The sequence below is a fragment of the Frankia gtarii genome, from assembly GCF_025403375.1.
Lineage (GTDB): Bacteria > Actinomycetota > Actinomycetes > Frankiales > Frankiaceae > Frankia > Frankia gtarii.
Genome location: NZ_JAMPTM010000383.1, coordinates 1 through 5070, shown reverse-complemented (window position 1 = coordinate 5070; position 5070 = coordinate 1). Strand labels below are relative to the sequence as shown.

At 74.4% G+C, this 5070-nt stretch carries 3 protein-coding genes; 2 read left to right on the top strand and 1 reads right to left on the bottom strand.

Translation table 11 applies throughout. The features are described from left to right. The first annotated feature begins 2199 nt into the window (after window positions 1-2199). A complete protein-coding gene (locus tag NBZ83_RS29960; protein ID WP_261576300.1) occupies window positions 2200-3201 on the top strand; it encodes a tetratricopeptide repeat protein in 1002 nt (333 codons plus the stop codon). A gap of 260 nt (window positions 3202-3461) precedes the next feature. Here the strand turns inward: NBZ83_RS29960 and NBZ83_RS29955 are convergent, their stop codons facing one another. After that, window positions 3462-4874, bottom strand: coding sequence for a DUF1015 family protein (locus NBZ83_RS29955; protein ID WP_261576299.1), 1413 nt, complete (start codon window positions 4872-4874; stop codon window positions 3462-3464). Window positions 4875-4969: 95 nt separating this feature from the next. Here NBZ83_RS29955 and NBZ83_RS29950 point away from each other — a divergent pair. Continuing rightward, a partial coding sequence (locus NBZ83_RS29950; RefSeq protein WP_261575952.1) for a helix-turn-helix domain-containing protein occupies window positions 4970-5070 on the top strand: 101 nt, incomplete at its 3' end.

Genomic DNA, 5070 nt, shown 5'->3' with positions numbered 1-5070 from the left:
GCCGCCGGACTTATACAAAGTGTGGGGTTGCCTTTTTAAGGCAACCCCACGCTTGTTTTGTGCGTTGGGGTATTTCTGCGGTGCAGGGCTCGAGGCGGCGTGTGGCGCGATCGGTTCCGGTCGCCGTCCGATCCTCCGAGGCTGCCCCGGGCTCGAGACCCGGATCGCCACGCGGAGGTACTGGTCCCGTCGGCTCGGAGCGGGGCCGTCGGGCATACCCCGTACTGTGGACATCGCTGTGCCATCCCGCGGATCCGCGTCCGAGGTCCCGTCAGGATCCCTTGGGCGCCGCGGCGGTCCGCGCCGGGGCGGACCGGTGGGCCGGTGGCCTCCCGGCACAGCACACATCAGATCCGCGGCCGCCGACCGCGGCGCATGCGGGACGAAGGGGAACGGCCGGTCATGGCGAGGGAAGACAGTCCGAATGAGCGCGGCACATCGGTGCCGCACGCCTCCGACCGGCCCCAGCGGCACGAACGGGAGCCCAGGCGGGACGGCGCCCCTCCGCGCGGCGGCCGGTCCGGTCCGGACGGGGCGTTCGGGGGAGCCCCGCGCCGTGATCGCGCGACGGGCGGTGCTGGGCGTGGGGCGGCTCCGGCGCGGTCGGGGGCGCCGCGTTCCGGCGCCTTCCGGGGGCAGAACCCGGCCCGCGGCGGATGGTCCGCTGATGCCGCCAGCGGCGCGGGCCGTGCCAGGTCCGGCCAGGTTCGGCGGCTGACCGACGCGTCGGGCCGATCCGAGCGTCCCACCGGCGCCCGCTGGGCCGACCGCCCGGACCGCGACGGTGGGGCGGCTCGCGGTGGGCACGGCCGGGCCGAACATCCGACTCGGCGTCCTGGCGCTTCCGAGGGATCCGCTGACGGTTCGACCAGGGGCCCTCGTTTCCCGCGTGCCGATCGGCCGCGAGGCGAGCGGGCACCGGCCGGTTCGGAGCGCTTTGACCGGCGTGGGCCGGCCGGCACCCAGGCCGGTGCGTCGTTCGATTCCGGTCGCCCCCGGGCCGAACGGTCGGACGGTGGGCGCCACGCCCCCGGCTCCCGCCAGGACGCGGGTGGGTATGGACGCGCTGGCGGAGGGCCCCGTGAGAGTGGCTCTGGCCGGGCGGGTCAGGTGCCGGCGCGCCCGACCGCGGAGTCGGCTTGGCGGACCCGACGCGGCCGTCCGACCACAGGCGAACGCACTTCCGACGGCGGCCATCGCACCGGTGCACCGGATGCGGAGCGGCGCCCAGCACGAGAGCAGTCGCGTGACCGGCACGATCGCCGTGACGATGCCGCCCGTGGGTACAGCTCCCGGGGGTACGGCGCGGCCGACGCCGGGCGCGGCCCGGACAGGGGGCCGACGGACCGCGGGCTGACGCGCGGGCGAGTGCAGGCCGAGCGGCCGTCGCGTCCTGAGGGCACCTCGGGTCGCGGCGGGTGGTCGCGTACCGACGCCGGCCAGGGCCGAGGGGGGCCCGCAACCCGACCGTGGACCGCCGGGCAGCGGCCGGCAGCCGGGACTCGGGCGCCGTCCGAACGTCCGCGCGTCGCCGGCGGCGAGCGCCCGCCCCGCCACGGCCAGGACCAGCGTCCCCATCAGGATCGGCCATCCAGCCAGGATCGGCCGTACAACCAGGATCGGCGAGACGGTCGGGAGCAGCGGCCGTGGGAGCGCGGGACACCTGACCGCGATTCGTCCGCGCGCGACGGGCGACCCGACAGATGGTCGTCCAACCGCCCGGCGGGCCCGCGGCCCACTGACTCCGCTGCCGGCAACGGTCGACGGGACGCATCTGTCACCCCGAGGGGTTCCGCCGAGTCCGGTTCCGCTGCCGGGCAGGGTTCAACGGCCGGGCAGGGATCCACCGCTGCGGGCGGCGCCGAGCGGCGCGAGTACCGCGAGCAGCGGCCGTGGCGCGACGGGGCCGGCTCCGGTGCTCGCGGCACTGGGACTCCCGGCACTGGGACCCGCGGTGCGGGTGCTCCCGGCGCGGGTGCGCGTGGTGCCGGTGCTCGGAGCGCGGGTGGCCGTGGGGAACGCGGCGGTGCTCCGGGCGCGCGAACCAGCGGTGCCCCCCGAGGCGCCGCGGGGCGCGGGGCGCCTGTGGGCCGGGGCGGACGGCCGGGTGGACCGGGCCGTCCCGACGACCGGCGGGGAGACCGTCCGGATCGGGCCGGCAGGCCGGAGCGCATCGAGGGCGGCAGCCGGCGGCCCCGGGTGCAGACCCCGCCGCTGCCGGAGGAGGCGCGCGCGGACATGCTCGATCATGATGTTCGCCGTTCGCTGAGAGGGCTGCCGGCGAATCTCGCTGACACCATCGCCCGTCATCTCGTCGCGACCGCGCTGCTGCTCGACGACGATCCGGTCGCGGCCCTCGCCCACGCGCGCGCCGCCGCGGACCGGGTACCCCGGCTTCCCGCTGTGCGCGAGGCGGTCGGGATCGCGGCCTACCATGCCGGCGAGTACGCTGCGGCGCTCGTCGAACTGCGGGCTGCCCGGCGGATGGACGGTTCGGGGCACAATCTGCCGTTGATGGCGGACAGCGAGCGCGGCCTCGGCCGGCCCGAGCGGGCCGTCGCCTACCTGCGCGATCCGCAGGTCGACGAGCTCGACCCGGCGGCCCGCGCCGAGATGCTGATCGTGATCTCCGGGGCGCGCCGGGACCTGGACCAGCCGGAGGCCGCGGTCGTGCTGCTGCGCGACCTTGCCACCGCGAAGGGTGCACCCGCGCCGTGGGCCCCCCGGCTCTGGTACGCCTACGCCGAGGCGCTGCTGGCCGTCGGCCGTCGCGAGGAGGCGGCCCGGTGGTTCACCTCCGCCGCGGCCGTCGATGACGGCGAGACGGACGCGGCCGCCCGCGCCTACGAGATCACCACCGGCCGGCCGATGCCCGAGCCCGAGGACCTCGAATCCGCGGCGGAGGTCGACGATGCCGACTCCGAATGGGAGGCCGACTCCGAATCCGCGGCGGAGGCCGAGGTAGAGGCGGAGAACGCCGCCGTGGAGCCGCTGGGCGACTTGCCGGCGGCGACGGATCGCGAGGACTCCTCGGGTCTTGCCACTGGAGATGCCGACGTCGTCGATTCGACGGATGGTGACGCCGGCGCTGTGAAGGCGGAATCAGGGGAGGCGGCGAAGCCTGCGGATGTGGCGTCCTCGGCTGTTCCCGACATCCAGACACCCGAACACTCCGCCAAGGATGCGCACCCAGGGCGCTAGCGCGCGTATGGGGTTGTGATCAGGGGGTGGTCCGCGTGGAGCTCCTTGATCCAGACCGTCGAGGACTCGATTCCCCACCGCCCGGATTCTGGCGGTGGCTGCCGACCATGCCACGTTCCGTCGCGGAACGGGTGCATGATCGTGCCGAGGGGTAAGCACGGTTTCAGGGCCCAGAACCGTGTTCAGGCCTCGGCACGATCTGGCCGCAATGTGGCTGGGAAGAGCCGCAATGTGGCTGGGAAGATCGGCAGCCGGACTGGTCAGGCGTCCAGCGGGCGCAGGACGAGGCCCGTGCGCGGCTTCGGGGTGAACAGCGTCGACTTGCGGGGCATGCGTTCCCCGGCCTCGGCGACCGAGGTCACATCCGCGACCGGGGTCGGGTTGAGCAGCAGCGCGGTCCCCCCGGCCGCGGCTGCGGCGGCGATCGCAGCCGGCGCGTCGTGGTGGTAGTCCACAACGCCGACCGTGTCCGCGAGTCCCCAGACGTCCACGATCAGCGCCAGGTGGGCGACGGTGACGTCGAGCTGCCGGAAGGCGGCTGAGCGGCCCGCCGGCAGGCTGCGGGCCAGCAGCGCCGCGGTGGGCTCGGTGAGCAGGTAGGCGGAGGTGCCGTCGGTCACGACGAAGGCGTGCGAGCCCTGGCCGGCCTTGGCCAGTTCATCGAGCAGGTGATCCGGGTCGACCCCGCCACTGGACCGCCCGGCGGCGGGGCCTTCGGCCGACCCGGGCTCGCCGCCTGACCGCGTGGCGGTGACGTCCGGGTCGCGGCTGGCGAGGTCTGGGCTGGCGAGGTCTGGGCTGGCGAGGTCTGGGCTGGCGACGTCTGGGCCGGCGAGCCTGCGGACGGTGAACTCGGCGGCGGCCCGGCGTACCGCGGCGGCGAGGTCAAGCCCGACCACCGCTCGGTGAATGGAGTGCACCTGCGGGCCGGAGACGGTCGCGTCGACCAGGAAGGCGAGCCCGAAGTCCCACGGACCCGAGCCGTCCCCGGCGGCATGCCGCTCCGCCTGGTACTGCCGGTAGGTGGCGTAGCGGTGATGCCCGTCGGCGATGACGGCCCGCCGGGGCAGCAGGTCGGCTGCCACGGAGGTGAGCACCGTGGGGTCGTCGATCGCCCAGAGCCGATGCGTCACCCCGTCGTCGGTGGTCGTCTCGACCTGCGGGGGAGTCGTGACCAGTTCGCTGACGATGCGGCTGGTCTCGCCGCCGCCGGAGTACAACAGGAAGATGGGTTCCAGGTTGGCGCGGGTCGCCCGGGTCAGCGCCAGCCGGTCCGAGACCGGTCCCGCCATGGTGTTCTCGTGCGGCAGGATGATCCCCGCCTCCGGGTCGGCCAGCGCGACCGCGCCGATCAGCCCCCGCTGGACGTGACCGTCCTGTTCCTCCTCGCAGACGTAGATGGACGCCTTGTCGTCCCGGCGCAGCACCCCACTGTCAAGCCACTCCTGCAGCGTGCGGGCGGCGCCGTCGTAGTCGTCGCCGGGCAGGATGAGCCGCACCACGTTGTGGGCGTCGCGGGCCTGCAGCTGGGCGCGTTCGGCATCGTCGATGATGTCGTAGGGCGGCGAGGTCAGCGCGGAGAGGGCGGGCCCCGAGGAGGGGAAGCGCGCCGCCCGGAACGGCACGAGCACGAGCCCCGCGGGAACGGGTACGGGCTGATCGGCGTGCGTCATCGGACTTGCGGCGTGGGGACCCCGCCGTTCACGGCGGGGAGGAAACGCCGTCCCGTCTTGCCCATTGGTTGACGTCCTTGTCGTAGAATTGTGGCATGTCCCGTTACCGGCTTTATCCGGCCGTCGAGCGGGCGGCTGTGATGGAAGTCCATTGCGGGCATGCGCGGTATGTGTGGAATCCTGCGGTGGAACAGCA

Coding starts and splice junctions, on each gene's coding strand:
- NBZ83_RS29955 (WP_261576299.1), bottom strand. CDS start 4,874: ATGACGCACGCCGATCAGCCCGTACCCGTTCCCGCGGGGCTCGTGCTC.